1 protein-coding gene is annotated in these 850 nt (G+C 75.8%); it reads left to right on the plus strand.

The genetic code is table 11. The features are described 5' to 3' along the window. Positions 1-850: precorrin-6y C5,15-methyltransferase (decarboxylating) subunit CbiE (cbiE, locus tag FV222_RS27775; RefSeq protein ID WP_147816381.1), on the plus strand; the 850-nt coding region annotated here is incomplete at both ends.

An 850-nucleotide genomic window follows, 5' to 3' on the forward strand; every position in this document is an offset into this window, starting at 1 on the left:
GGTCTATGGCGGCGGCCGCCACCTCGCGCTCGCCGGCCGGCTCGATGCGGAATCGCGCGCCTGGCCGAGTCCGATCTCGGACGCCTATCCCGACATCCTGGCGCGGCGCGGGACGCCGACCTGCCTGCTCGCCACCGGCGACCCGTTCCATTACGGCATCGGCGCCGAGATCGCCCGGATCGTACCGGCCGCCGAGATCCGCGCCTTCCCGCTTCCCTCCGCCTTCAGCCTCGCCTGCGCCCGCCTCGGCTGGCCGCTCGCCGAATGCGCCTGCGTCACGCTGCACGGCCGGGCGCTCGCGCAGGTCGTCCGCCACCTGCAGCCCGGCGCGCGCCTGCTCGTCCTGTCCTGGGACGGGACGACGCCGGCCGCGGTCGCGGCGCTGATGACGGAACGCGGCTTCGGCGCCTCGCGGATCACGGTGTGCGAGGCCATGGGCGGCCCGCGCGAGCGCCTGCGTGAGAGCCCGGCGCGCGGCTTTGACCTCGGCGACATCGACGCCCTGAACACCCTGGCGATCGAGGTGGTCGGCGAGCCCGGCTGTCGCGCGGTCGGCCTCGCCGCCGGGCTCGACGACGGCTGGTTCGAGAACGACGGGCAGCTGACCAAGGCCGAGATCCGCGCCGTGACGCTCGCGGCGCTTCGTCCGCTCGCGGGGCAACTGCTCTGGGACGTCGGCGCCGGCGCCGGCTCGGTCGGTATCGAATGGATGCTGCGCCATCCCGCCATGCGGACGCTGGCGATCGAGGCCCATCCCGCGCGCGCCGAGCGCATCGCCCGCAACGCGCAGACCCTCGGCGTGCCGGGACTGGCCGTCGTCCACGGCCCGGCGCCGGACGCGCTCGCCGGG

The organism is Methylobacterium sp. WL103 (genome assembly GCF_008039885.1).
In the GTDB taxonomy this organism is placed as follows: domain Bacteria; phylum Pseudomonadota; class Alphaproteobacteria; order Rhizobiales; family Beijerinckiaceae; genus Methylobacterium; species Methylobacterium cerastii.